Source organism: Mesorhizobium sp. WSM4312 (assembly GCF_002294875.1).
In the GTDB taxonomy this organism is placed as follows: Bacteria; Pseudomonadota; Alphaproteobacteria; order Rhizobiales; family Rhizobiaceae; genus Mesorhizobium.
Genome location: NZ_NSFU01000003.1, coordinates 207,820 through 230,209, shown reverse-complemented (window position 1 = coordinate 230,209; position 22,390 = coordinate 207,820). Strand labels below are relative to the sequence as shown.

General features: G+C 64.0%; 21 protein-coding genes, 1 other RNA gene and 1 pseudogene. 9 read left to right on the top strand and 14 right to left on the bottom strand.

The window, feature by feature from the left end; translation table 11 throughout:
- Positions 1-182: 182 nt before the first annotated feature.
- The 3 genes from CK228_RS06355 to CK228_RS06345 are packed head-to-tail and all read left to right on the top strand — an operon-like array spanning position 183 to position 5,481.
- Complete coding sequence (locus tag CK228_RS06355) at positions 183-1,319, top strand: efflux RND transporter periplasmic adaptor subunit (protein WP_245437979.1); 1,137 nt, start codon at positions 183-185, stop codon at positions 1,317-1,319.
- Entirely contained in the window at positions 1,316-2,386 is a 1,071-nt protein-coding gene (locus CK228_RS06350) for an efflux RND transporter periplasmic adaptor subunit (protein WP_095787268.1), read from the top strand. Before CK228_RS06355 ends, CK228_RS06350 begins: the two co-directional genes overlap by 4 nt.
- Positions 2,386-5,481: an efflux RND transporter permease subunit gene (locus tag CK228_RS06345; RefSeq protein ID WP_095787267.1), complete on the top strand. Its 3,096-nt coding sequence runs from the start codon at positions 2,386-2,388 to the stop codon at positions 5,479-5,481. Before CK228_RS06350 ends, CK228_RS06345 begins: the two co-directional genes overlap by 1 nt.
- A gap of 39 nt (positions 5,482-5,520) precedes the next feature.
- Here the strand turns inward: CK228_RS06345 and CK228_RS06340 are convergent, their stop codons facing one another.
- The 12 genes and pseudogenes from CK228_RS06340 to ffs form a co-directional block, all read right to left on the bottom strand.
- On the bottom strand, positions 5,521-6,267 hold the full coding sequence (locus tag CK228_RS06340; protein ID WP_095787340.1) for an ABC transporter ATP-binding protein: 747 nt from the start codon (positions 6,265-6,267) through the stop codon (positions 5,521-5,523).
- Positions 6,264-7,100 (bottom strand): ABC transporter ATP-binding protein, encoded by an 837-nt coding sequence (locus CK228_RS06335; RefSeq protein ID WP_095771804.1) that lies wholly within the window; start codon positions 7,098-7,100, stop codon positions 6,264-6,266. The genes CK228_RS06340 and CK228_RS06335 overlap by 4 nt, the downstream gene beginning before the upstream one ends.
- Entirely contained in the window at positions 7,097-8,017 is a 921-nt protein-coding gene (gene nikC, locus CK228_RS06330; protein WP_095771803.1) for a nickel transporter permease, read from the bottom strand. The genes CK228_RS06335 and nikC overlap by 4 nt, the downstream gene beginning before the upstream one ends.
- Entirely contained in the window at positions 8,014-9,075 is a 1,062-nt protein-coding gene (locus CK228_RS06325) for an ABC transporter permease (RefSeq protein WP_095771802.1), read from the bottom strand. The genes nikC and CK228_RS06325 overlap by 4 nt, the downstream gene beginning before the upstream one ends.
- 18 nt (positions 9,076-9,093) lie before the next feature.
- On the bottom strand, positions 9,094-10,737 hold the full coding sequence (locus CK228_RS06320) for an ABC transporter substrate-binding protein (protein WP_095787266.1): 1,644 nt from the start codon (positions 10,735-10,737) through the stop codon (positions 9,094-9,096).
- Between the two features lie 261 nt (positions 10,738-10,998).
- Positions 10,999-12,293 (bottom strand): annotated as a pseudogene (locus CK228_RS06315) (lytic murein transglycosylase).
- A gap of 26 nt (positions 12,294-12,319) precedes the next feature.
- Positions 12,320-12,925, bottom strand: coding sequence for a recombination mediator RecR (recR, locus tag CK228_RS06310; RefSeq protein ID WP_095771799.1), 606 nt, complete (start codon positions 12,923-12,925; stop codon positions 12,320-12,322).
- 90 nt (positions 12,926-13,015) lie between these two features.
- Entirely contained in the window at positions 13,016-14,011 is a 996-nt protein-coding gene (locus CK228_RS06305; protein ID WP_095787265.1) for a cell wall hydrolase, read from the bottom strand.
- Between the two features lie 228 nt (positions 14,012-14,239).
- The gene (locus CK228_RS06300; protein ID WP_095787264.1) at positions 14,240-14,647 is read right to left on the bottom strand and encodes a hypothetical protein; all 408 of its coding nucleotides are present in this window, start codon (positions 14,645-14,647) and stop codon (positions 14,240-14,242) included.
- A gap of 76 nt (positions 14,648-14,723) precedes the next feature.
- Positions 14,724-15,047 (bottom strand): YbaB/EbfC family nucleoid-associated protein, encoded by a 324-nt coding sequence (locus tag CK228_RS06295; RefSeq protein ID WP_095787263.1) that lies wholly within the window; start codon positions 15,045-15,047, stop codon positions 14,724-14,726.
- A gap of 23 nt (positions 15,048-15,070) precedes the next feature.
- The gene (locus CK228_RS06290; RefSeq protein ID WP_095787262.1) at positions 15,071-16,888 is read right to left on the bottom strand and encodes a DNA polymerase III subunit gamma/tau; all 1,818 of its coding nucleotides are present in this window, start codon (positions 16,886-16,888) and stop codon (positions 15,071-15,073) included.
- Positions 16,889-16,993: 105 nt separating this feature from the next.
- Positions 16,994-17,090, bottom strand: an RNA gene (gene ffs, locus CK228_RS06285) — signal recognition particle sRNA small type.
- Positions 17,091-17,234: 144 nt separating this feature from the next.
- Here ffs and CK228_RS06280 point away from each other — a divergent pair.
- From CK228_RS06280 to CK228_RS06260, 5 genes are all read left to right on the top strand, one after another.
- Complete coding sequence (locus CK228_RS06280; RefSeq protein ID WP_095771794.1) at positions 17,235-17,654, top strand: HIT family protein; 420 nt, start codon at positions 17,235-17,237, stop codon at positions 17,652-17,654.
- A gap of 69 nt (positions 17,655-17,723) precedes the next feature.
- A complete protein-coding gene (gene nudC / locus CK228_RS06275; RefSeq protein WP_095787261.1) occupies positions 17,724-18,671 on the top strand; it encodes an NAD(+) diphosphatase in 948 nt (315 codons plus the stop codon).
- 21 nt (positions 18,672-18,692) lie between these two features.
- A complete protein-coding gene (locus tag CK228_RS06270; RefSeq protein ID WP_095771792.1) occupies positions 18,693-18,998 on the top strand; it encodes a Dabb family protein in 306 nt (101 codons plus the stop codon).
- Between the two features lie 162 nt (positions 18,999-19,160).
- Positions 19,161-19,412 carry a type II toxin-antitoxin system Phd/YefM family antitoxin gene (locus CK228_RS06265; protein WP_095787260.1) on the top strand — a complete coding sequence of 84 codons (252 nt, stop codon included), beginning with the start codon at positions 19,161-19,163 and terminating at the stop codon, positions 19,410-19,412.
- A complete protein-coding gene (locus CK228_RS06260; protein ID WP_095787259.1) occupies positions 19,412-19,837 on the top strand; it encodes a type II toxin-antitoxin system VapC family toxin in 426 nt (141 codons plus the stop codon). The genes CK228_RS06265 and CK228_RS06260 overlap by 1 nt, the downstream gene beginning before the upstream one ends.
- 30 nt (positions 19,838-19,867) lie before the next feature.
- Here CK228_RS06260 and CK228_RS06255 read toward each other — a convergent pair whose 3' ends face one another.
- Positions 19,868-20,731: a prephenate dehydratase gene (locus CK228_RS06255; RefSeq protein ID WP_064984594.1), complete on the bottom strand. Its 864-nt coding sequence runs from the start codon at positions 20,729-20,731 to the stop codon at positions 19,868-19,870.
- Positions 20,732-20,768: 37 nt separating this feature from the next.
- Positions 20,769-21,497: a 3-deoxy-manno-octulosonate cytidylyltransferase gene (locus CK228_RS06250; protein ID WP_010913277.1), complete on the bottom strand. Its 729-nt coding sequence runs from the start codon at positions 21,495-21,497 to the stop codon at positions 20,769-20,771.
- A gap of 193 nt (positions 21,498-21,690) precedes the next feature.
- Here CK228_RS06250 and CK228_RS06245 point away from each other — a divergent pair, with 193 nt between their 5' ends.
- Positions 21,691-22,344, top strand: a complete 654-nt coding sequence (locus tag CK228_RS06245; RefSeq protein WP_095787258.1) for a cytochrome c family protein — start codon at positions 21,691-21,693, stop codon at positions 22,342-22,344.
- The last annotated feature ends 46 nt before the right edge of the window (positions 22,345-22,390 follow it).

Below are 22,390 nucleotides of genomic sequence, written 5' to 3'. Positions count from 1 at the left end.
TATTTCACGTTTTCCTCAAGTCGGCACCACCGGCGGGCGATTGGGCCTGCGACGAGGAGATCCGGGCCTTAACCAGTCGGACGATACGCGTACGAGGCCGGTTTCCTTTTTGCGGGGATCGATTATCCTCCCGACATCCGCGAGGCATCGCGATCAGCGACCTGCGGCTGGGGGAGCCCATGATGAGGAACGCGACATCGTCCGTCTCGCCGCCATCCGTCAAAACCTCCAGCCTTTTGTCATTTCCAATTGCCTCGGCAGTGTGCGCCTGCGCAGCCGCATTGCTGCTGGCCGGCTGCCAGAAGCAGGAAGCGGCGGACAAGAAACTGCCGATCATGGTGCGTATCGAAACGGTGGCGATGGCCGACTATGCGCCGAGAACCTCGCTGACCGGGGTGATCGCCGCGCGCACGCTGAACAATCTGTCGTTTAGGGTTGGCGGCCGCATTGCCGAGCGGCTTGTCGATGTCGGCCAGCATGTCGACCAGGGGGTGGTGCTTGCCCGCATCGATCCGCAGGAGCAGCAATCCGACCTGCGTTCCGCACAGGCCGATCTCGATGCAGCACGAGCGCAGCTGACCCAGTCCGCCGCCGCCTTCGACCGGCAGAAGACGCTGCTTGCCCAGGGCTTCACCACAAGGCGCGACTATGACGCCGCCGACCAGGCGCTGAAGGTGGCGCAAGGCAGCGTCGATGCCGCGCAGAGCGCATTCGCCAACGCCCAGCAGAATCTGTCCTTCACCGAGCTCAAGGCGGGTGCCGCCGGCGTCATCACCGCCCGCCAGGTCGAAACCGGCCAGGTAGTGCAGGCGGCACAAACCGTCTTCACCGTCGCCGAGGACGGTGACCGCGATGCGGTGTTCAACGTGCAGGAGACGCTGGTCGCCAGGACGCCGGCCTCGCCGGCGGTGACGATCACATTGTTGTCCGACCCGCAGGTCCGGGCGACAGGCAAGGTGCGCGAAATCTCGCCGGCGGTCGACCAGGCTTCCGGTTCGATCCGGGTCAAGGTCGGCATTGCCGGCACGCCAGCCGGCATGCCGCTGGGGGCGGCCGTCATCGGCTCGGTCAGCGCCAAGCCGGCGAAGGCGATCCTGCTGCCCTGGCAGGCGCTGACATCCAGCGCCGGTAAGCCGGCGGTGTGGATCGTCGACCCCTCGACCAAGGCGGTGGCGCCGACGCCGGTCGAGGTGCAGGCCTTCGATTCAGGCACGGTCGTCATCACCGGCGGACTGAACGAGGGCCAGAGCGTCGTGACCGCGGGCGGGCAGTTGCTCAGTCCTGGCCAGACGGTCGAGATATCGGGAGCGGCCCAATGAACCGGCCTGTCATGCTTGGCCTGTTCGCGCTTGGCGCGCTCGCCGCCTGCTCGAAATCGGAGGAAAAGCCGCCGGAGGTCATCCGGCCGGTCCTGTCGATAGTGGTCGAGCCGCGCACCACGCAGACCTTCGGCTTTGCCGGCTCGGTCGAGCCGCAGGTCAGCGCCGACCTTGCCTTCCGCCTGCTTGGCCGGGTCGTCTCGCGCGACGTCAAGGTCGGCGACATCGTCAGCAAGGGCACGACGATCGCCGCACTCGACCCGACCGCGCTGGAGCTGGCGGTGCAAGCAGCCAAGGCCGAGCTCTCCAATGCAGAGGCCCAGTTCGCCAACGCCGCCGCCAGCGAGGAGCGCCAGCGCCAGCTGCTTGCCTCGGCCAACGCCTCGCAGGCGGTCTTCGACACCGCGCAGCAGGCACGCAAGGCCGCGGAAGCCAATGTCGAGCGGGCCAAGGCTTCGCTTGCCAAATCGCAGGAGCAGCTTGGCTACGCCAGGCTGTTCTCGGATTTCGACGGCGTCGTCACCGCTGTCGGCGCCGAAGTCGGGCAGACCGTCTCGGCCGGCCAGACGGTCGTCACCGTGGCACGCTCGGATCTGCGCGAAGCCGTGGTCGATATTCCCGATCAGTTGACCGGCGATCTGACGGCCGGCACGCCGTTCCAGGTCATCCTGCAGTCGCTGCCGACGATCGAGACCCAGGCCAAGCTGCGCGAGATCGCGCCGCAGGCCGAGGGCTCGACCCGCACCCGGCGCGTCAAGCTGACGCTCACCGATCCGCCGCAGGCCTTCCGGCTCGGCTCGACGGTGACGGCGACCCGCGTGACCAAGGTGGCGCCGACGATCGAACTGCCCATCTCGGCGCTGCTGGAAAAGAACGGTGCGGACAAGGTGTGGATCGTCGATCCGCAGACATCGAGCGTGAGCACGAAAGAGATCAAGGTGGCCGCCAAGGGTGCCGCAACCTTTACCGTCGCCGAAGGGCTGGAGGCCGGCATGCGCGTCGTCACCGCAGGCGTCCACAGCCTGAGCGAAGGCCAGAAGGTCAAAGTGCCGGAGGGCGGCGTCTGATGAAGGGCTTCAATCTCTCCGACTGGGCGCTCAGCCACCGCTCCATGGTCTGGTATTTCATGCTGGTCTTCGTGGTGGCCGGCATCTTCTCCTACCTCAATCTCGGCCGTGAGGAAGACCCTAACTTCACCATCAAGACGATGATCATCCAGGCCAACTGGCCGGGCGCCTCCGTCAAGGAGACCTTGCAGCAAGTCACCGACCGCATCGAGAAGAAGCTCGAGGAACTCGACAGCCTCGACTACACCAAATCCGTCACCACCGCCGGCCAGACCGTCATCTTCGTCAACCTGAAGGACACCACCAAGGCGCGCGATGTCGTGCCGAACTGGATTCAGGTGCGCAACATGGTCAACGACATCAAGGCACAGCTTCCGCAAGGCGTGCAGGGACCGTTCTTCAATGACCGCTTCGGCGATGTCTACGGCAACATCTACGCCTTCACATCGGACGGGCTGACGCCGCGCCAATTGCGCGACTATGTCGAGGATGTCCGCGCCAAGGTCCTGACCGTGCCCAATGCCGGCAAGGTCGATCTCGTCGGCGCGCAGGACGAAGCCATCTATCTCGAGTTCTCGACCCGCCAGATCGCCGCCCTCGGCCTCAACCAGCAGGCGATCGTGGCAAGCCTGCAGGCGCAGAACGCGATCACGCCGTCCGGCGTCATCCAGTCTGGACCGGAGCGCATCAGCGTGCGCGTCGGCGGCCAGTTCACCTCCGAGGACAGCCTTCGCGCCATCAACCTGCGCGTCAACGACCGCTTCTTCCGGCTGAGCGACGTGGCGACGATCACGCGCGGCTATGCCGATCCGCCAACGGCGCTGTTCCGCTTCAACGGCCAGGATGCCATCGGGCTCGCCATCGGCATGAAGCCCAACGCCAATCTGCTGCAGTTCGGGGAGGCGCTGCATGAGGAGATGAACAAGGTGCTGGCCGACCTGCCGGTCGGTGTCGGCGTGCATCTGGTTGCCGACCAGCCGGTCATCGTCGAGGAGGCCGTCTCGGGCTTCACCCGCGCTTTGTTCGAGGCGGTGGCCATCGTGCTCGCAGTATCGTTCATCAGCCTCGGCATGCGGGCCGGCTTCGTCGTGGCGCTGTCGATCCCGCTGGTGCTGGCCATCACCTTCACGGTCATGGCCTATCTCGGCATTTCGCTGCAGCGCATTTCGCTCGGCGCGCTGATCATCGCGCTCGGCCTTTTGGTCGACGACGCGATGATCGCCGTCGAGATGATGGTGGCGCGGCTGGAGGTCGGCGACAATCTGCGCAAGGCGGCCACCTATGTCTACACCTCGACCGCCTTCCCGATGCTGACCGGCACGCTGGTGACGGTCGCCGGCTTCATCCCGATTGGGCTCAATTCGAGTGCCGCCGGCGAATACACTTTCACCCTGTTCGTCGTCATCGCCGTGTCGCTTTTGGTGTCATGGATCGTGGCGGTGCTGTTCGCGCCGCTGCTCGGCGTCACCATCCTGCCGGCGACGATGAAGACGAAACACCATGACCAGCCGGGACGCTTCACTTCGCTGTTCCGGCGCGTCCTTGTCGGCTCGGTGCGCCACCACTGGCTGACCATCATCGCCACGGTGCTGTTGTTTGCCGCCTCGATCGCCGGCTTCGGTCTCGTCCAGCAGCAGTTCTTCCCGCCCTCCGACCGGCCCGAGCTGATCGTCGACTGGAACCTGCCGCAGAATTCCTCGATCGCCGAGACGCGCGACCAGATGGAGCGCTTCGAGCAGCGGGCGCTGGTCGGCAATCCCGATATCGACCATTTCTCGTCCTATATCGGCGAGGGCGCGGTGCGCTTCGTGCTGGCCTATGACGTGCAGCCGGCCAACCCCTATTTCGGCCAGACCGTGATCGTCACCAAGAGCATCGAGGCGCGCAACCGGGTCAAGCCGGCGCTGGAAAAGCTGCTGCGCGAGGAGTTCGTCGGCACCGACGCCTTCGTCAAATTGCTCGAACTCGGGCCGCCGGTCGGCCGTCCGGTGCAGTACCGCGTCGGTGGTCCCGACATACAGACGGTGCGCGAGCTGGCGCAACAATTCGCCGGCGTGATCTCGGCCAATCCGAAGCTGGCAGCACCCACCTTCGACTGGAACGAGCCGCAACGCGTGCTGAGGGTCGACGTGCTGCAGGACAAGGCCCGCCAGCTCGGCATCACCTCTTCCGACATCGCCAGCGCGCTGAACAGCACCGTCGGCGGCGCCACCATCACGCAGGTGCGCGACGCCACCTATCTGATCAATGTCGTGGCGCGCTCACGCGATGCCGAACGCGGCTCGATCGGGACGCTGCAGAACATGCAGTTGCCGACCAGCACCGGCGAGGCGATCCCGCTCGCGGCGGTGGCCAACTTCCGCTACGAGCTGGAGCAGCCGACAGTATGGCGACGCGACCGCATTCCGACGATCACCGTGCGCGCCGGACTGGTCGGCGACGTGCTGCCGGCCACCGTGGTCAACGAGCTGAAGCCATCGGTCGATGCCTTCGTCGCCAAGCTGCCGCCGGGCTATTCTGTCGAGACCGCCGGCTCGGTCGAGGAAAGCGCCAAGAGCCAGGGTCCGATCGCGGCCGTGGTGCCGCTGATGCTCTTCGTCATGGCCACGATCCTGATGATCCAGTTGCAGAGCTTCCAGCGCCTGTTCCTGGTGGTGGCGGTGGCGCCGCTCGGGCTGATCGGCGTGGTCGCGGCCCTGGTGCCGAGCGGCGCGCCGCTCGGCTTCGTCGCCATCCTCGGCGTGCTGGCGCTGATCGGCATCCTGATACGCAACTCGGTCATCCTGATCGTGCAGATCGAGGACCTCGTCGCCGAGGGCAAGGACCGCTGGGCGGCCGTCATCGAGGCGACCGAACACCGCATGCGGCCGATCGCGCTGACGGCGGCCGCCGCCAGCCTGGCGCTCATCCCGATCGCACGCGAAGTGTTCTGGGGCCCGATGGCCTACGCCATGATGGGCGGCATCATCGCGGGCACAGCGATCACGCTGCTGTTCCTGCCGGCGCTTTATGTGACGTGGTTCAGGATCAAGGAGCCGAAGCAATCGAGCCAGGCTGGACACAGCGAAGTCTTGCCTGAGGGCGGAGCAGCCTGACGCTCGCGTGGCGCCAAGAAGTCGATTTATCAAATTTGGCTACGCCCTCACGAAGCCATCGCTCGCTCTCAGCAGATTGCGTGTATAATCCTCGGTCACGCGGTGCGCGACGAGTTGGGCTGCCGTGAGGTTCTCGACCGCCTCGCCGCTTTGCATCACCATCAACCGCTCGCACATATGGGTGATGATGGCGAGGTCGTGGCTGACCATCAGGAAGGTCAGCTTGCGCCGTCGGCGGACCTCTTCCAGCAGGTTGAGCACTTCGGCCTGCACCGAGGCATCCAGCGCCGAGGTCGGCTCGTCGAGCAGCAGGATTGCCGGCTCGAGGATCAGCGCGCGTGCGATCGCCACACGCTGGCGCTGGCCACCCGACAATTGATGTGCGTAGCGGAAGCGGAAACCGTTGCCGAGACCGACTTCATCGAGCGCGCGTTCTATGCGCTTTTCGCCATCGGCAAAACCATGGATGGCAAGCGGCTCCTGCAGCAGCCGGTCGACGGTCTGGCGCGGGTGCAGCGAGCCATAAGGATCCTGGAAGACCATCTGCACTTCGCGATAAAAGGCCTTGTCGCGGCGCGCGCCGAGCGTCTTGCCGTTGACGGTGATGCTGCCCGAGGCGACCGGCGCAAGGCCGGCGATCGCCCTGAGCAGCGTCGATTTGCCGGAACCGCTCTCACCGACCAGGCCGAAGGATTCGCCTGACCTGACTTCGAGGCTGACGCCTTTCAGCGCGCGAAACCGGTCGAAGATCACTTCCAGCCCGTCGACGGTGATCGCAGCTGTCATGCCGCCCACTCCGGCTTGCGGTCGAGCACAGGCAGGGGGTGACGCTCGAAGCCGATCCTGGGCATGCAGTTGAGCAGGCCGCGCGTGTATGGATGCTGGGCCTGGCCGAGTTCGGAGGCCTTGAGTTGCTCGACCACCTTGCCGGCATACATGACGATGACGCGATCGCAGAAGGACGAGACCAGGCGCAGATCATGCGAAATGAAGATCAGGCCCATGCCGCGATCGCTGACCAATTTATCGAGGATGCCGAGCACGTCGAGTTGCACGGTGACGTCGAGCGCCGAGGTCGGCTCGTCGGCGATCATCATTTCCGGTCCGGCGATCAGCATCATGGCGATCATGGCGCGCTGGCCCATGCCGCCGGAGACTTCGTGCGGGTGCAGGTCGAAGACCCGCTTGGGATCGCGGATCTGGACCGCCTCCAGCATGGCCAGCGCGCGCTCGCGCGCCTCGGCCTTGGAGACCCTCTCATGCGTCCGCAGGGTTTCGACGATCTGCCGGCCGATGCTCATCACCGGGTCGAGCGAATATTTCGGATCCTGCAGGATCATGGCGATGCGGTTGCCCCGCAATGCCCGGCGCTGACGCGGCGAGATGCCGAGCAGGTCAATGCCGTCGAAGGCCAATTTTTTGGCCGATATCCTGGCCTGCGGCGGCGTCAGGCCCATGATGGCGCGGCCGGTCTGCGATTTTCCCGAGCCGCTTTCGCCGACGATGCCGAGCCGCTCGCGGCCTAGCGTGAAGGACACGCCGCGCACCGCCCGGACCAGGCCGGTGCGCGTCGGAAAATCGACCCTAAGATCGTCGACGTCGAGCAGGGTGTCGCTCATTGGTCACCGCTCCGCGGATCGAGGGCATCGCGCAAGCCGTCGCCAAGCAGGTTGAAGCCGAGGCTGACGATGAGGATGGCGAAGCCGGGCGCGCCGGCCACCCACCACTGGTCGAGAATGAAGCGGCGGCCCGACGCGATCATGGTGCCCCATTCGGGCAGCGGCGGCTGCGCACCGAGGCCGAGGAAACCGAGGCCGGCGGCGATCAGAATGATGCCGGCCATGTCGAGCGTCACCCGGATGATCAACGAGGAGATGCAGAGCGGCATGATGTGGCGCAGCACGATGCGGAAGGGCGAGGCACCCATCAGTTGTACTGCCTTGATGTAATCGGAATTGCGCACCGTCAGCGTTTCCGCGCGCGCAATTCGCGCATAGGGCGGCCAGGAGGTGATGGCTATCGCCAGCACCGCGTTCTCGATGCCGGGGCCGAGCGCGGCGACGAGGGCCAGCGCCAGGACCAGCTTGGGGAAGGCGAGGAAGACATCGGTGATGCGCATCAAGATGGCATCGGTCCAGCCGCCGGCATAACCGGCGACGGTTCCGACCAGCAGGCCGATGGGTGCGGCGATGATGGCGACCAGGATGACGACGTAGAGCGTCCAGCGCGAGCCGTAGAGGATGCGCGAAAGGATATCGCGGCCGAGGTCGTCCGTGCCGAACCAGTGCCCGGAACTCGGCGCCAGCAGCCGCGCGTTCTTCAGGTCGCCGAAGGTCGGCGAATAGGGTGCCAGCACGCCGGCGAGGGCCGCGATGACCAGCAGGGCGATGATGATCAGCAGCCCGACAAAAGCCAGCCGGTTGGCGGAAAAACGACGCCACGCGACATAGGCGCGGCCAAGCCTTGCCTGCATGCGGGAGGCCGGCCGCTCGCTGAGCAGCCAATCGCGACGGCTCTGGATCGCCTCGGCGCTCATCCTGCCTTCGTCCTTGGATCGAGCACGCGGTACAGAAGATCGGACAGAAGATTGATGCCAATGAAGACCGAACCGATGGCGATGGTGCCGCCGAGCACGGCATTCATGTCGGCATTCTGCAGCGAATTGGTGATGTAGAGACCGATGCCGGGCCAGGAAAAAACGGTTTCGGTCAGCACCGAGCCTTCGAGCAGGTTGGCATAGGAGAGCGCGATCACTGTCACCATCGGCACGGCGGCGTTGCGCAGCGCGTGGGCCCAGATGATGCGCCGTTCCGACAAGCCCTTGGCACGCGCGGCGACGATGTATTCCTGCGCGAGTTCGTTGAGCATGAAGGAACGCGTCATGCGGCTGATATAGGCGAGCGAAAAATAGCCGAGCAGCGAGGCCGGCAGGACAATGTGGCGGTAGGCGTCCCAGAAGACATCCCATTGCCCCTGCATCGCCGAATCGAGAAGGTAGAAACCGGTGATCGGCGTGAAGGTGTATTCGTAGACGACATCGAGCCGCGCCGGGAAAGCCACCCATTGCAGCTTGGCGTAGAACAGCACCAGTGCCAGCAGGCCGAGCCAGAAGATCGGCACGGAATAGCCGATCAGGCCGATAATGCGCACGATCTGGTCGATGATGCTGCCGCGCCTGACCGCCGCCAGCACGCCGAGCGGCACGCCGATGAACGAGCCGATCAGTGTTCCCAACGTCGCCAGTTCGATGGTTGCGGGAAAAGCACGACGGATGTCGGTCATGACCGGATTGGTGGTCAGCACCGAGGTGCCGAAATCACCGCTCAGGGCATTCTTCACATAGATGTAGAATTGTTCGATCAACGGCAGGTCGAGGCCCATCTCGCGGCGCGTGCGCTCGACGACATTGGCCGGCGCCCGGTCGCCGAGCACCGCCAGCACCGGGTCGATCGGGATGACACGGCCGATGAAGAAGGTGACCGCGAGAAGACCAAGGTAGGTCGTCACCGCGATGACCAGGAAACGGCCGATCGCCGACGCAATGGCGACGGCGCGGGCGCTGCCGCGCCCGCTCTCGTTTTCAACCGCGCTCATGCGGCGCGTCCGCGCGCGCTATTCTTTCGAGACCGGCCCGACGAAGTTGGTGTCGAAGCTCGGGCCGAGCGCGAAGCCCTTGAGGTTCTTGCGCAGCCCGGCCACTTCCAATTGCTGATGGATGATGACGAAGGGGCTGGTGTCGAGGATCTTCTGCTGCAAATCCTTGTACATGTCGGCGCGCTTGCCCGTATCCTTCTCCAGCAGTGCCGCTTCGGTTTCCTTGGTCAGGTCCGGAATGTCCCAGGAATTGCGCCAGGCAAGCGTGTGCGACTTGCCGGCATCCGAATTGTCGGGGTTGGAGGCGAAGGTCTGGGCGTTGGAGTTCGGATCGAAATAATCCTGGCCCCAATTGCCGATATAGATGTCATGGTTGCGGGCGCGGTACTTGGTCAGCGTCTGCTTGCCGTCGCCGGGGATGATTTCCAGCTTGATGCCGGCCTGGCCGAGCGTCTGCTGGATCGATTCCGCCATGCCGGTCGTCGGCTGGCCGGTGCGCACGTCCATGGTGACGCTGAAGCCGTCTGCCAGGCCGGCCTTGGCCAGCAATTCCTTGGCCTTGGCAACGTCGAGCTTGAAGGGATTGGTGTCGATGGCGCCGAGATCGCCCTTGGGCAAGAATGATTGGTGGATTTCGCCGATACCCTTGAGGATGGTCGAGCTCAGCGCATCGTAGTCGACCAGATATTTGAAGGCCTGGCGCACCTCGGGCTTGGCGAGGTTCGGGTTCTTCTGGTTGAGGCTGATGTAGTAGACCGTGCCTTTCGGCGCGCTGGTGGTGGTGAGCTTGTCGTTCTTGGCGATGGCGTCGAGATCATTCGGCTCGAGGTTGCGGGCAACGTCGATGTCGCCGGCTTCGAGCGCCAGGCGCTGGGCCGAGCTCTCCTTCATATTGCGGTAGATGACGCGGGCGAGCTTGGCCTTTTCACCGTGATAGTTGTCGTTGCGCTCCATGACGACAGCTTCGTTGGCGCGCCATTCGCGCAGCTTGTAGGCGCCGGAGCCGGCATAGCCGGTCTTCAGCCAGGCATTGCCGAAGTCGTTGTCCCATTTGTAGTCGGCGCTCGGCGTCACCGCGGCGACATGCTCCTTGACCAGCTTGGCGTCGACAACGGAAGCGACGGTGGCCGACAGGCAGTTCAGCACGAAGCTCGGCGCATAGGCCTTGTCGACGGTGAACTGGAATGTGGTGTCGTCGATTGCCTTGGCTTTTTCGGTGACGTTGTCGCCGCTGATGCCGAACTGGTCGATGATGAAGGCCGGGCTCTTGTCCAGCTTGACGGCGCGCTCGAACGAATAGGCGACGTCAGCCGCGGTGATCGGGTTGCCCGAGGCAAATTTGAGGCCCGGCTTGAGCTTGAAAGTGTAGGTCAGGCCGTCGTCGGAGACGGTCCAGCTCTCCGCGAGATCCGGCTTGACCTTGGAGGTGTCGCCGAGGTCGAGACGGACCAGCAGGTCATAGGTGTTGCCGGTGACTTCGGCGGTCGACAGCTCGAACGCTTCGCCCGGATCCATGGAGATGATGTCGTCGATGGCGAATCCCTCGACCAGCGTGTCGGCGGGCGTGACGGCGAAGGCAGGCGCTGCGCCAATGAGCAACGCGGACACCGCCGCGCCCGCCAGCAAGGCACGCGAGCGAAGAGCAAACTTTTCCATCATCATCGTGATTGTTCCCTGTTTTGTTGGTTGTTGACCTGAGTTCCCGGCTCAGGGTTGCAGAATTCTTGTCGGGGCCGAACGACAGCCCTCAAGCCCCTTACCGTCGTGGTTTTTGTCCAATTGGTCAACAGCATATCCGGCCGCTTTGTGACGGGCAACGAGCATTTGCAGAACGGCCCATTGGAGCAGAATGGCGGGCAGCACGTCGACGCACGGGCCAGCCGATCGGGGCCGCCGGACGAGAAAATCTGCCAATTCTTCGAGTTATTTCAGCACGGCGACCAGGCCGGCATCGGGAAAGCAGGTCGCTGCCTGGCCGTTCTTGGACTGCCACTTGCCGATCGAACGGCGGGTCTTGAAGCCCGGCAAGCCGTCGGCGCTGCCGACATCATAGCCCTTGGCCTCCAGCGCCCGCTGCAAGGCGGCGATGTCGGAGCGATGGAGATCGCCGACCGGACCCCAGTTGCCGGCAAAATTCTGGTCGCCATGCGCAATGCGGTCGGCGCCGTGACCGATGAACAGCGCGTAGAGGTCGCTGGTGTTGTATTCCTTCAGCACATAGAAATTGGGGGTAGCGATATAAAAGCCGGCCCGCTGCGGCCGGCCGGCATCAGCAGGAAGCCCTCCACCTTCAGCTCGCTCGCCGGAAACGGCTTGCCGCCGACGCGCTTGATGCCCATGCCAGCCCACTCGGAGATCTTCTTGCCCTGATCGGGACCTTCCAGCGAGCAGGAGACGCTGTCGGGCACGGTTACCTCGAAGCCCCAGCCGCGTCCCCTCACCCAGCCATAATGGACGAGATAATTGGCGATCGAGGCGAGCACGTCGGGCGTCGAGTTCCAGATGTCGACGCGCCCATCACCGTCGAAATCCACCGCGTGCTTGAGAAAGGAGGTCGGCATGAATTGCGGCTGGCCAAGCGCACCGGCCCAGGACGATTTCATCGCGCCGACCGGGGCGAGGCCGCGTTGGACGATTTCCAGCGCGGCCAACAGCTCGGTGCGAAAGAAATCCTTCTTCGTCGACATGAACGCCTTGGTGCCCAGCACCTCGAAGGCGTCGTAAGGCATCTTTGCCGCGCCGAAGCCGGTCTCGCGGCCCCAGATCGCCAGAAGGATCTCGCCGGGCACGCCGTAGCGCTTTTCGATCGCCGCAAGCGTCCTGGCGTTGGCGGCTTCGCGCGCGCGGCCGCCCGACGTCACCGCACGAACCGTCTTCTCGGCGAAATAGGCGCCGGGCGAGCCGAACTCGGCCTGATGCTGCTTCTGCGGCGTCTTCGGCTTCTCGCCGGGCATGACAAGGTCGGGCAGCTTCAAATTGGGCCTTATGCCGTCGAAGGCGGCATCGAAAGTCTGCTTGGAAATGCCTTTGGCCTTGGCCTCGGGCCAGAGGTCGTTCTGCAGCCAGGCGCGGAATTGGTCGTCGATCTTGGCGGCCGAGGCGGGGGCAGAAAAGACGAGGAAGGCAAGCGCAGCCAGGAAAAATGCAAGGCAGAGCTGGCGAAGTCCGTGTTCCGTGTCGGTGCTTGGCACCAGCCTCGAAGGACGCGCAATAATCATTATCCGCACCCTTCCCGCCAATTGCATCAAAACGCCGTCCGTGCGCGCAGCGCGGCGGCGAGCGTGCCCTCGTCGAGATAGTCGAGTTCACCGCCGACCGGCACGCCATGCGCCAGCCTTGTCACCTTGATGTCGAAGCCGGACAGCTGGTCGGTGAGGTAGTGCGCGGTCGTCTGGCCCTCGACCGTTGCGTTGACGGCGAGGATGATCTCCTTGACCTCGCCGCCGGCGACGCGGTCGATCAACGAGCGGATGTTGAGCTGGTCGGGGCCGACACCATCGAGCGGCGACAGCGTACCGCCGAGCACATGGTAGCGCACGTTCATGGCGGCTGCCCGCTCCAACGCCCAGAGATCCGACACGTCCTCCACGACGATCAGCGTGGCGGCGTCGCGGCGCGGATCGGTGCAGATCATGCACGGGTCGGATGTGTCGACATTGCCGCAAGTGGAACAGATGCGCACCTTGTCGGCGGCTTCGCCCATGGCGGCGGCGAGCGGCGACAGCAACTGTTCCTTCTTCTTGATCAGATGCAGCGCCGCGCGCCTGGCCGAACGCGGGCCAAGTCCCGGCACCTTGGCCAGGAGCTGGATCAGGCGTTCGATCTCGGGACCGGCGATTCGCTTGGACATTGCTCTGATCTAGGGTTTTTCAGAGCGCTTTGGAACATCCCGCGTTCGCGCATGGTCGCCATACTGCCAATCGAAGCCGTGCGATGCGAATCAGTTGACCTCGAGCGGTCGAGACTGGCTGGCGATCATGGCACCGATGGCGTCGGTGTTCTCAGGCGTCGACTGGAACCCCATCGCCGCCTCTTGCGGAGCATCCTGAACCGAGGAAATGACGCGGGTGTTCAAGGTTCCGCCGAAACGGGCGGCGTCCGGTTCTTCCATCGGCTCCTGCATCGCGACCATTGTCGGCTTCACGGTCACCCGCGCCGACTTGGCCGTGGGCGCCGCGGCGGCGGTCACATAGGTCTCTTGAGCCGGGGCGGCGGTCCTGATCTTGGGCTGATGAGCCGGTTCCGCGGCGGCGGTCATATAGGCCTGCTGCGCCGGAGCGGTTCGGGACGTTTTGGCGGGGCGCGCCGGCTCCGTCGAGGCAACCATCGTCACCGGCGCGGCCGGCTTCACGATCTCGGACCCGGCCGAGGCAACCGCCACCATTGGTTCATCCGGCAGCGGCTGCCAGTTGCGGCCGCGCTTCTCGTAGAAGGCATTGCCGCCGGCAACCATGGTGTAGTGCATGTTCTTGTAGGGGAAGCGCAGGCCGGCGGTGTGGAAATACATCGTGTTCTTCAGCTTGGCCTTGCGCTCGCCTTTGAGCACGGCATCGGCCGCTTCCTCGACATCGGGCATGGCACGCGAATTCATCGGCCTGGTCATGACACCCGGCGCGAATTGCCCCGGCTCTCCGACCACCTGGCAGATGGTGCTGCCGTGGTTGCCCGAGCGCAGCCGGTTCATGACCACGGTGCCGACAGCGATCATGCCATCGCGGCTCGAGCGGTTGGATTCGAAGAACATCGCCCTTTCCAGGCACTCCCTGTCCTTCGGCGAGTGGCTGGAGGCGCGCGACGTCAGGAAGCTCGGCGTGATGGCATCGGTCAGGCCTGCAACGGACATGCCGTGCGAAGTGGTCTGGCTGCAGGCGGCCAAAAACAGGGGAGACGTGATGACGCCGAGCAACAGCGGCGTCTTCCATCGCGTGACGATCAACAGGCTACCCTCTCACTTCGATGCCCGCCCCCGGGCTGCGGCAAGAATGAGACACTTTCGGGCAAAATGATGGCCAAAACGTTATTAACAAAGTACTGTTGCCGAAAAGGCACAATTTTGAGCCTTTCCAGATAGATCGAGCCGTCATTTCACGAAAGCGATGACCGCTCTCTCTTGGTTTCGCCGCAATTGCCGAGGGAAAATCTCGTCCCGTTTTTCCGGGAATCGCTACCGCGCGGTCGCAATCGCCGCCGGCTGGCCAGGCTCAGCCTCCTCGACCTTCTCCGAAAACAGGCCGCGCCTGAGAAACAGCGCCCGCGCGTCCCTGGCCGCCGGCGCGATCTTTCCCGGCCAGTCGCTGTCGATGAATTCGGCCCTGGTGAAATCGGGATTTGTTTCGGAGGCCGCCTCGAGGAATTCGGCGATCTCCAGCACGACAGCGCGTTCGTCCTTCGAAAGCGCCGACGTGCCGGCCTCGATCGACGGCCGGTGCACGAAATCCTCGAACAGGTAGAAGTAGCCCTTGATGCCGACAATATCGACGCCGGCATCGCAATCGGCGAGAATTTCCAGAATCTCGTAGATCCTGTTGCGGATACGCTGCTCGATCAGTCTTTCGGACGGCTCTTCGGTCATGGGCGCATCGCCGCTGGTTTAAACTTTCATGCATGCCGTTACCCCAAAACCGCTGCACGGTCTTGAGCGAGACGCATCAGAACGGCAGTTTCATTCCCGGCGGGATCGGCAGGCCTGATGTCAGCGCCTTGGTCTTTTCCTGCATGATCTGCTCGACCTTGGCCTTGGCGTCATTGTGGGCGGCCAGAATCAGGTCCTCGAGGATCTCGACCTCATCCTCCTTGAACAGGGACGGGTCGATCTTCAGCGACTTCATCTCGAACTTGCCGCTCAATGTGACGCTGACCAGGCCACCGCCGGCCTGGCCGACGGATTCGACCGTAGCGATTTCATCCTGCATGGTCTGGAACTTGGCCTGCATTTCCTTCGCCTTGCCCATCAGGCCGAGAAGATCTTTCATGGTCCGATCCTTGTCTTGGTTTATCAGGTCTCGTCGTCATCCGCCGGCGGCTCGACCGGCACTTCGGCTTCGGTCGCGTCTGCCTCCGGCGCGTCGGGAATGCGCACGTCGATGATCTTCGCGCCGGGGAAGCGCGCCAGGATGGCGGCAACCGTCGGATCGCTCTTTGCATCGAGGAAGGCGTTTTCGCGCTTGGTCGATTCCATTTCGGCCAGTGTCTGGCCGCCCTCTTCCTTCGACAGCGACACCAGCCAGTTGCGGCCGGTCCAGGCGCGCAGTTTCGTCGTCAGGTCGTTGAGCAGCAGCTTGGGCGCATCGTCGGTCAGGCTGACGTCGATGCGGCCGGGCTCGAAGCGGACAGGACGGATGCAACGCTTGACCAGCACCTTGAAAGCTATGTCGCGCTGCGCGTCGGCAAGCGCAACGATGTCGGCCAGCGACCTGACCGGCACCTGCTGCGGCTCGGACACCGGCGCGGGCGGCGCGACGTAGGCGGCCGGCGCCGGCGTGGCCTCGACCAGCCGCATGGTCTGCGCGCCACCGGAACCGGATGGCATGCGCGCCTGCGCCACCGCGCTGGCCGCGCCGCCATTGCCAGGACCGGCAGGGGCGCCATTCGGGCGCGATGCGCCATTCTGAACTGTTGCTGCCCCGTCCAGTGATCGCAACGCCTCGTCCAGAGTCGGCAGGTCGGCGGCATGCGCCAGCCGGATCAGCACCATTTCGGCGGCACTGACCGGCCGGTTGGAGGACTGCACCTCGGGAATTCCCTTGAGCAGCATCTGCCAGGTCCGCGACAGCACACGGACCGACAGCGCCCTGGCGAAATCGGCGCCGCGCTGGCGCTCGTCCTGCGACAGCGATGCATCGTCCATGGCGGTCGGCACGAAACGCAACCGGGTGACGAGGTGGTTGAACTCGGCAAGATCGGTCAGCACCGCGGCCGGATCGGCGCCGGTGTCGTATTGCGCGCGGAATTCGGCGAGTGCCGCCGCCACGTCGCCCTTCATCACATGTTCGAACAGATCGACGATGCGGGCGCGGTCGGCCAGGCCCAGCATGGTCCGCACCGCTTCGGCGCTGACGGCGCCGCCGCCGTGCGCGATCGCCTGGTCGAGGATGGAGAGCGAATCGCGAGCCGAGCCTTCGGCCGCGCGCGCGATCATCGCCAGCGCGTCGTCGTCGACCGAAATGCCTTCTTTGGCGGCGATCGAGGAGAGATGCGCCACCAGCGCGCCGGCATCGATGCGCCTGAGGTCAAAGCGCTGGCAGCGCGACAGGACGGTGATCGGAACCTTGCGGATCTCGGTGGTGGCGAAAATGAATTTGACGTGCGGAGGCGGCTCTTCCAGCGTTTTCAGCAGGCCGTTGAAGGCCTGCGTCGACAGCATGTGCACTTCGTCGATGATGTAGACCTTGTAGCGGGCCGAGACCGGCGCGTAACGCACGCGCTCGATGATGTCCCTGATGTCGTCGATGCCGGTGTGCGAGGCGGCGTCCATCTCGATGACGTCGACATGGCGGCCTTCCATGATCGCCTGGCAATGCTCGCCGAGCACGGCGAGGTCGACGGAAGGCTGGTCGACGGTCGCGGTCTTGTAGTTCAGCGCCCGCGCCAGGATGCGCGCCGTGGTGGTCTTGCCGACACCGCGCACGCCGGTCAGCATCCAGGCCTGGGCAATGCGGCCGGTGGCAAAGGCGTTGGTGAGGGTGCGCACCATCGGCTCCTGGCCGACCAGCTCGGAAAAATTCGACGGCCGGTATTTGCGCGCCAGCACGCGGTAGGCGGCGGCCTTTCCATTCTCCGGGCTTTTTGGCCCCGAATTTCCGGCTTCGCTCATTCGCCCGTTAAGCTCCAAAAGGCCGCGCCCAAAGGCGCCGATTCCTGCGCATAGTCTCGCCCGCGCTGCAATGCGTCGTCAATGTCGCGAGGAAGGGCCGATGAGGTGGGAGGCTGGAACAATGACCCGTTCCGGGCTCGTTAGGGCTGCTTCCTTCCGGACCTGACCCGGTTGGCGAGTGGATCGTCCACCACCAACCTCCCGATGTCCATATCGGCAATTGCGCGACGAAATGCAAGTGCGCAGGCAAATCGGCGCCATCACAAGAGAGATTCGCTTGCAGCCCCGATGCAGCCGCTCTAGCGTTCGTGGTTTGATGAAAACAAGAAAAGCAAGGGAAACGCCGATGCTGCCGGGCCTGAAGGCCGGATTCACGCTGGATGCCCGGCTGGAGGCGGACAGCGAGCAGTTGATGTGGCTTGGGCTGTGCGAATTGCGGGTGATGAACGACCGCCGCTGGCCATGGCTGCTCCTGGTGCCACAGCGGCCGGGCGCGGAAGAAATCCACGACATGACGCCGCTCGACCAGGCGATGCTGACCTTCGAGACCAATATGGTGGCGCAGGCGCTCAAGAAAGTCAGCGGCTGCACCAAGATCAACACCGGCGCGCTCGGCAATATCGTGCGCCAACTGCATATCCATATCGTCGCACGGTCCGAAGGCGATCCCGGCTGGCCCGGCCCGGTGTGGGGGTATGGCCTGCGCGAGCCCTATCAGCGTTCCGACCTGCGGCGGTTTGCCGAAACCGTAAGGGCGGCGCTATAAGCCTTCCCCGGTGTTGTTCCGAAACACGTTCATTCCCGGACATGTCCATTCCAAAGCATCAGAGACCGCATGAGCTTCCGCCTGTTTGACGCGCCTTTGCGCGAGCCGAGCCAGTTCGTCGGCTTTGCCGGCAACATGATCGACCGGCAATCCGAGAATCGAGCCGACGATTCGGTCGACAAGGCGCTGGCGGATCCGACGACGCGGCTTTTGCTGATGAATGGCGGCCGGCTCCACCTGAAGCTTGGTAACAGCGGCAGTCTCGATCCCTGGTTCGACGCCGCCGGGAGCGAGCCCTTCAAGCCGTCCCTCGCCGGGGCTGTGCTGCTCGGCTTTTCCGAACAGGGGCCGGTACTGGCGGTGCCTGTGGGGATCGAGGCCGAACAGCTGCCCGAGACCGTCAAGGCGATCGACTACCGGTCTGTCTACATGCAGGGGCTGATCGACGAAGCGGCGGCGGGAGCGATGGCGCAAGGGGCGGCCCTGCTTGCCTGGCACGCCAGCCATCGTTTTTGCAGCAAATGCGGCACGCAATCGCAAATGCGGGCCGGCGGCTACAAGCGCCATTGTCCGAATTGCGGCACCGAACATTTTCCGCGTACCGACCCGGTGGCCATCATGCTGACGGCGACACGGGAAAAATGCCTGCTCGGACGCGGCCGGCATTTCGCGCCGGGCATGTATTCGGCGCTTGCCGGTTTCATCGAGCCGGGCGAGACGATTGAGGCGGCGGTGCGCCGCGAAACGCTGGAGGAGGCCGGCATCCGGCTCGGCCGCGTCGTCTACCACGCCAGCCAGCCCTGGCCATTTCCCTATTCGCTGATGATCGGCTGCTTCGGCGAGCCGCTCAATGAGGACATCCAGGCCGACCTCAACGAGCTAGAGGACTGCCGCTGGTTCGGCCGCGACGAGGTGCGCCTCATGCTGGCCAGGGAGCATGCCGACAATCTGGTCACGCCGCCGAAAGGGGCGATCGCGCACCATCTCATCCGCGCCTGGGTCGACAGCGAATACTAAAAGTCATTGCAGGAGTAGAAAATGATCCGTCACACCGTCGTCTTCACGCTGAAGCATCCGCCGCATTCGCTGGAGGAAAAGCGTTTCCTGGTCGATGCCAAGAAAGCCCTCTCGACGATCCGGGGCGTCACGCATTTCGAACAGTTGCGGCAGATCAGCCCCAAGAACGACTATCAGTTCGGCTTCTCGATGGAGTTCGCCGACCAGGCCGCCTACACCAGATACAACGATCATCCCGACCATGTCGCCTTCGTGCGCGACCGCTGGGTGCCTGAGGTCGAGAAATTTCTCGAGATCGACTATGTGCCGCTGGGTGCAGTGATTTAAGCGCAGCCAGCGTTGAACAACAGCAAGCGCGATAGCGCTCCTGGCAAGGGCGACGCAACCCTATCCGTGAACTTGCGATGGGTTGCCATTCGTGCGCTCAACCTTGCAATTTCCGCTCAAACGGATTAAATGTGGTTACGTAACCACATTTGCGGAATTGGTATGATCACCACGCTTTCAGGTCGCGAACTCAATCAGGATCTAGGCCGCGCAAAACGCGCTGCCAAGGACGGCCCCGTGATCATCACCGACAGAGGGCGGCCAGTGCATGTCCTCTTGTCGTTCGATGAATATAAACGGCTCACCGGTAAAACGCGGTCGCTCGGTGACGTGCTTGCCACACCGGAGGCGGGTGACGTTGACTTGCCGCTGCCGCCCCGCACGGAACACGCCCAACCAGTAGACCTGTCCTGATGCTGTTGCTCGATACCAATGTCGTGTCCGAATTGCGCAAGGTATCGAGCGGTAGGGCGCATCCCAATGTCGTGCTCTGGAACGAAACCGTCGATCCTGCCGAAACCTTCATTTCGTCCGTAGTCCTGCACGAACTGGAGATTGCCGTAAGATTAGTAGAACACAACGACGCCGTTGCTGGCAAAGTGCTGCGCAATTGGTTGGAAAATGCGGTTCTCACAACATTTTCCGGTCGTATCTTGCCGCTGGACGACGCAGCGGCCGTTCAGGCGGCACAATGGCATGTGCCCAATCCCAAACCGATCAATGATGCCTATATCGCGGCCACGGCCTTCACCCGGCGGATGACGCTGGTGACGCGCAACATTAGCGATTTCGAGGGAACGGGAGTAACGTTGGTAAATCCGTGGGACATCCAGGCGTAGGCTTTTAAGTCATGGCTTCCTGGGATTGCTCTAATCCGCCACTTTCCACTGCTCACGCGACTCGCTGGCCGGATAGACGCCCAGGATCCGCACCTCTCGCGAGAAAAAGCGCAACTCGTCCAACGCCAGCTTGACCAGCGGATCGTCGGGATGGCCCTCGATGTCGGCGTAGAACAGCGTCGCGGTGAAGGCGCCGAGCTGGTAGCTCTCCAGCTTGGTCATGTTGATGCCGTTGGTGGCGAAGCCGCCCATGGCCTTGTAGAGGGCGGCCGGCACGTTGCGGACGCGGAAGATGAAAGTCGTCATCATCTTGGTGTCGGCTGAAGGCCGCTCGGCCCATTGTTTGCTCTTGGTCAGGACGACAAAACGGGTGACGTTCGAGTCCGTGTCCTCGACATTTTCCTCGATGATATCGAGCCCGTAGAGCGTCGCCGCCAGCGCCGGCGACAGCGCGGCCATGGTGCGGTCCTTGACCTCGGAGATCATCTTAGCGGCACCGGCCGTATCGCCGGCGACGACCGCCTTCCAGCCGTTTTTGCGGATGTATTTGCGGCACTGGCCAAGCGCGTGGATGTGGCTGTGAACCGTCTTGATCTCGTCGCGCTTGACGCCGGGCAGCACCATCAGCTGGAAATGGATCGGCAGGAAATACTCGCCGACGATGTGCATCCGCGATTCCGGTAGAAGATGATGGATGTCGGCGACGCGGCCGGCGATGGTGTTCTCGATCGGGATCATGGCGAGGTCGGCCTTGCCGGTCTCGACCGCGTTGAAGGCATCCTCGAAGGTCGGGCATGGCAACGGCTCCATCGAGGGATAGACGTTGCGGCAGGCGGTGTCGGAATTGGCACCCGGCTCGCCCTGGAAGGATATTCTGTTGGTCTTTTCAGGCATGGGCCGGGTCTCGATTCACGGGTGTCGAAGGGATTTCTCAGTTTGAAAGGATGGTTCGGGCGCGCTCGAGGTCTTGTGGCGTGTCGACGCCGAGCGGCAGCGACCGGACGATCTCGGCATCGATGCGCATGCCGGCTTCCAGCGCCCGCAACTGCTCAAGCCGCTCGCGGCGCTCCAGCGGCGACGGTTTCAGTGCAACGAAGCGTTCGAGTGCCGAGCGGCGATAGGCGTAGAGGCCGACATGGTGATAGAGCGGCCCCTCGCCCCAAGGCGCTGTGGCGCGGGTGAAATAGAGCGCCCTCAGCCGCGTGGCTGACAGCGGCGAACCGACGATCTTGACGACGTTCGGATTGGTCTTTTCCTCTTCGCGGACGATCTCGACACCAAGCGTGGCGATATCCACCGCCGCGTCCTCGAACGGCCTGAGCGAGGCGGCGATGATGCCGGGATCGATGGTCGGCAGGTCGCCCTGCACATTGACGATCGTTTCGACCTTGCGTCCGGGATCAAGCGCGGCCAGCGCCTCGTGGATGCGGTCGGAGCCGGATTCGTGGTCGATGCGCGTCATCACCGCCTCGAAACCATGCGCGCGCACCGCTTCGGCGACGCTTTGCGTGTCAGTCGCCACCACCACGCGGCCGAGGCCGGCTTCGGCCGCGCGACGGGCGACATGGACGATCATCGGCGCGCCGGATATGTCGGCCAGCGGCTTGCCCGGCAGGCGGGTGGAGGCCATGCGGGCCGGTATCAGGATCAGGGTGGACATGGCGGTGGCAAGGCGTTCGAAAAGAGGAGGGGAAAAGTGGCAAAAGGTCTCACTGGCAGCGCCCTTATAGGTGTTGCAACGCCGGAGCAAAAGACCTAGTTTCCGCCCGATTTGACCGGCTCTGGAGGGCGGGTCTCGATACCGACGGACGGAGTGGACGGTTCGGTCCGCCGGAAAAGGGAGCAAGGGGCGTATGGATTCCAACGAAGTCAACAAGCTGCTTGCCGGATTGCTCGGAACCGTTTTCGTCGTTTTCTCGGTCGGCCTGGTATCTGACGCGCTGTTTGCCTCGCCGGCTCCTGAAAAGCCCGGTTTTGCCATCGAGGCAGCCGAGCCGGCCGAAGGTGGCCCGGCCGCCCCGGCCGCCGAAGCCAAGCCGATCGCCGACCTGCTGGCGACCGCCAATGTCGAGGCGGGTGCTGCGGTCTTCAAGAAATGCCAGGCCTGCCATTCCGGTGAAAAGGGTGGCCCCAACAAGGTCGGCCCCGATCTGTGGGATCTCGTCGATCGTCCTGTCGCCGAACATGAAGGCTTTGCCTACTCGGCCGGCATGAAGGAATTTTCCAAGGGCGGCACCGAGAAGTGGACCTACGACAACATCAACCACTTCATCACCTCGCCGAAGAAATTCGTGAAGGGCACGGCCATGGGCTTCGCCGGCCTGCCCAAGGACGAGGACCGCGCCAACGTCATCGCCTATCTGCGCACGCTGTCGGACAATCCCAAGCCGCTGCCGGCACCGGGCGCCGCCGCCGACGCCAGCGCTCCGGCCAAGCCGGCTGACGGCGCGGCGCCGGCCAAGCCTGCCGCGCCCGCGGCTCCGGCACCAGCCGCGCCGGCCAAATAACCGAATTGTCATCAAAGCGTTCATAGAAAAGCCGGGTTCTGCCCGG

Bases quoted from the DNA above. Each gene is read 5' to 3' on its own strand.
- CK228_RS06340 (WP_095787340.1), bottom strand. From the start codon at position 6,267: ATGACAGCTGCGATCACCGTCGACGGGCTGGAAGTGATCTTCGACCGG.
- CK228_RS06260 (WP_095787259.1), top strand. From the start codon at position 19,412: ATGCTGTTGCTCGATACCAATGTCGTGTCCGAATTGCGCAAGGTATCG.
- CK228_RS06255 (WP_064984594.1), bottom strand. From the start codon at position 20,731: ATGCCTGAAAAGACCAACAGAATATCCTTCCAGGGCGAGCCGGGTGCC.
- CK228_RS06335 (WP_095771804.1), bottom strand. From the start codon at position 7,100: ATGAGCGACACCCTGCTCGACGTCGACGATCTTAGGGTCGATTTTCCG.
- CK228_RS06280 (WP_095771794.1), top strand. From the start codon at position 17,235: ATGCTGCCGGGCCTGAAGGCCGGATTCACGCTGGATGCCCGGCTGGAG.
- nudC (WP_095787261.1), top strand. From the start codon at position 17,724: ATGAGCTTCCGCCTGTTTGACGCGCCTTTGCGCGAGCCGAGCCAGTTC.
- CK228_RS06270 (WP_095771792.1), top strand. From the start codon at position 18,693: ATGATCCGTCACACCGTCGTCTTCACGCTGAAGCATCCGCCGCATTCG.
- CK228_RS06290 (WP_095787262.1), bottom strand. From the start codon at position 16,888: ATGAGCGAAGCCGGAAATTCGGGGCCAAAAAGCCCGGAGAATGGAAAG.
- CK228_RS06355 (WP_245437979.1), top strand. From the start codon at position 183: ATGAGGAACGCGACATCGTCCGTCTCGCCGCCATCCGTCAAAACCTCC.
- CK228_RS06250 (WP_010913277.1), bottom strand. From the start codon at position 21,497: ATGTCCACCCTGATCCTGATACCGGCCCGCATGGCCTCCACCCGCCTG.
- CK228_RS06245 (WP_095787258.1), top strand. From the start codon at position 21,691: ATGGATTCCAACGAAGTCAACAAGCTGCTTGCCGGATTGCTCGGAACC.
- CK228_RS06265 (WP_095787260.1), top strand. From the start codon at position 19,161: ATGATCACCACGCTTTCAGGTCGCGAACTCAATCAGGATCTAGGCCGC.
- CK228_RS06345 (WP_095787267.1), top strand. From the start codon at position 2,386: ATGAAGGGCTTCAATCTCTCCGACTGGGCGCTCAGCCACCGCTCCATG.
- CK228_RS06300 (WP_095787264.1), bottom strand. From the start codon at position 14,647: ATGACCGAAGAGCCGTCCGAAAGACTGATCGAGCAGCGTATCCGCAAC.
- CK228_RS06350 (WP_095787268.1), top strand. From the start codon at position 1,316: ATGAACCGGCCTGTCATGCTTGGCCTGTTCGCGCTTGGCGCGCTCGCC.
- CK228_RS06320 (WP_095787266.1), bottom strand. From the start codon at position 10,737: ATGATGATGGAAAAGTTTGCTCTTCGCTCGCGTGCCTTGCTGGCGGGC.
- CK228_RS06295 (WP_095787263.1), bottom strand. From the start codon at position 15,047: ATGAAAGATCTTCTCGGCCTGATGGGCAAGGCGAAGGAAATGCAGGCC.
- recR (WP_095771799.1), bottom strand. From the start codon at position 12,925: ATGTCCAAGCGAATCGCCGGTCCCGAGATCGAACGCCTGATCCAGCTC.
- CK228_RS06325 (WP_095771802.1), bottom strand. From the start codon at position 9,075: ATGAGCGCGGTTGAAAACGAGAGCGGGCGCGGCAGCGCCCGCGCCGTC.
- nikC (WP_095771803.1), bottom strand. From the start codon at position 8,017: ATGAGCGCCGAGGCGATCCAGAGCCGTCGCGATTGGCTGCTCAGCGAG.